The 2563-nt window shown below is 64.3% G+C and carries 2 protein-coding genes; both read left to right on the forward strand.

Annotated features, from left to right (window positions below):
• Positions 1-47 precede the first annotated feature (47 nt).
• Complete coding sequence (locus ACK4SV_RS16675) at positions 48-1595, forward strand: acyl-CoA carboxylase subunit beta (protein ID WP_409918971.1); 1548 nt, start codon at positions 48-50, stop codon at positions 1593-1595.
• A 226-nt stretch (positions 1596-1821) separates the two neighbouring features.
• A partial coding sequence (locus ACK4SV_RS16680) for a DUF4349 domain-containing protein (protein ID WP_409918972.1) occupies positions 1822-2563 on the forward strand: 742 nt, incomplete at its 3' end.

The raw sequence follows: 2563 nt of genomic DNA on the forward strand, positions 1-2563 counted from the left end.
AGAAGAATCCCTTGACGCGCCCTGCGATACTTCGGTCAGTTGGACGCATGAGCTGGGAAAAAGCGATCGAGGAACTCCGCCGGCGGGAACGCCTGGCCGAGGCAATGGGGGGCGACGAGCCAGTCTCGCGCCAGCGCGGGCGCGGCAAGCTGACGGTGCGGGAACGGGTCGCGTTCCTGGCCGATCCGGGCAGCTTTCACGAGATCGGCAAGATCGCGGGCAAGGCGGTGTATGGCGCGGATGAGGAAATCGCGGGTTTCACGCCGTCCAATTCCGTTATGGGGCGGGCGACGCTCGAAGGGCGCCCGGCGGTCATCCTGGCGGACGATTTCACTGTCCGCGGCGGCGCGGCGGATGCCTCGATCTGGCAGAAGATGGTTCAGGCGATCAAGATGGCCGCGGAATACCGCATGCCGCTGGTCCAGATGATTGACGGCACCGGCGGCGGCGGCTCGGTCAAGATGCTCGAGAAGGACCCGCGCACCTACATTCCCGAAACACCCGGCTGGGCGGAAATCACGCACGGGCTGACCCAGGTGCCGTTTGTCTCGCTGGCGCTCGGCCCCTGCGCCGGGATGGGGGCCGGCCGGGTCGCGGCGAGCCATTTCAGCGTGATGGTGAAGGCGCTTTCGCAGGTCTTCGTGGCCGGGCCGCCGGTCGCCATCGCGCTGGGAGAAAACGTCACCAAAGAAGAACTGGGCGGCTGGAAGATCCAGGCGCAGAACGGCACCGTGGACAATGTCGTGGAGACCGAAGCCGATGCCTTCGCCGCGGCGCGGGCGTTTCTCTCCTACCTCCCCTGTTCGGTGCATCATTTGCCCGAACGTATTCTGCCCGCCGATGATCCGACGCGGAAGGAGGAGAGCCTCCTCTCCATCGTCCCGACCGATGGCCGCACGCCTTACAAGCCGCGCCGCATCATAGAAGCCTGTGTCGATAAAGGCAGCTTCTTCGAGATCGGGTCCTGGTGGGGCCGCGGGATCGTCACCGGCCTCGCGCGCATCGATGGCTATCCGGTCGGCATTCTGGCCGGGGACCCGTTCTTTCTGGACGGCGCCTGGACAGCGGATGTCTGCGACAAGGTCACACGGCATATGGACCTCTGCTCGACCTTCCACCTGCCGGTCGTCCATTTCGTCGACTGCCCCGGTTTTGCCGTGGGCGTGAAAGCGGAAACGGCTGGTGTAACCCGCGCGGGCGTGCGCGCCATGACAGCGGTCTATCAGGCCGATGTGCCGGTCTGCTCGGTGGTCATCCGCAAGGCTTACGGCCTCGCGGGCTCTGCCATGATGAACCAAAGCCGGACGAAATGGCGCTATTGCTGGCCGAGCGGCGACTGGGGCTCCCTGCCCATGGCGGGCGGGATCGAGGCGGCGTTCCGCAAGGAGCTTTCCGAGGCCGAAGACCCGGACGCGCTAAAGGCTGAGCTCTACAAAAAGTTCGAAGCGATCCGCTCGCCTTTCCGGACGGCGGAAAGTTTCTTTGCGGAGGAAATCATCGATCCGCGCGAGACACGGCCGCTGCTGGTCGACTTCATCAGCCATGCGCAGCGCACGCTTGCGCCGGGCGAACGGCGGCACGGCTTCCGGCCCTGACGCGCAAATTCTATTTCCCACCGCGCTTCGGGCATCCTCTTGCCATTTTCCAGGAGTTGATGCCTGTTCAGCCCGATATGGGGAGGAACCAGTCATGATACGGACTTCACTCTTTTTGACGCTTCCAGTTCTGTTGCTCGCGGCGTGCGGCGGCGAACAGGGATACGATAGTGGCCGGCCGGCTATGGCCCCGCCGCCCGGCGAGATGGCGATGAGCAGGTCCGAAATGAGTTATGACGGCGCCGCGCCTCAAGGCGGCACCGGAGACGTCTCGCCCGCTGTGCAGCAATATATCGCCTATGCGTATTCGATTGGTGTGCGTCTGCCCGTCCGGTCGATCGAGCCCACGCTTCAGGGGCATATCGCGTCATGCAACGCGGCTGGCCCGTCCGTCTGCCTCGTCACCAATTCGAACCTCTATGCCTATTCCGAGGACGAAGCCTCCGGCTTCCTAAACCTGCGCGCGACACCGGCCTGGATCGAAACCTTCATGACCGGCATCGATGCCGAGGTGCAGGCCGTGCGCGGAGAAGTGACAAGCCGTCAGACTACGGCCGAAGACCTGACTGTGTCGATTGTCGACACCGATGCCCGGCTCAATGCCCAGATACTGTTGCAGGAGAGGCTTGAGCAGCTTCTCGCTGACCGGCCGGGAAATCTTGGCGAACTGCTCGACACGCAGCGGGAGCTGGCGCGGGTCAATGGCGAGATTGACTCGCTGACATCCAACCTCGCGGCCCTGCGCCAGCGGGTCGATATGAGCCGGCTTTCCGTCAACTATGAAACAAAACGCAACCCGGTCTCGCAGGGCGCGCTGCAGCCGCTGGGCCAGGCATTCGGGAGCTTCTTCTACAATCTCTCGAGTGCGCTGGCCGCTGTGGTCACCGCCTTTGCCGTGGGGCTTCCCTGGCTGCTCCTGATCGGCGCGCTGCTCTGGATCTGGCTCCGCCTGATCTGGCCGCGCATCC

The organism is Hyphomonas sp., assembly GCF_046313735.1.
Classification (GTDB): Bacteria; Pseudomonadota; Alphaproteobacteria; order Caulobacterales; family Hyphomonadaceae; genus Hyphomonas.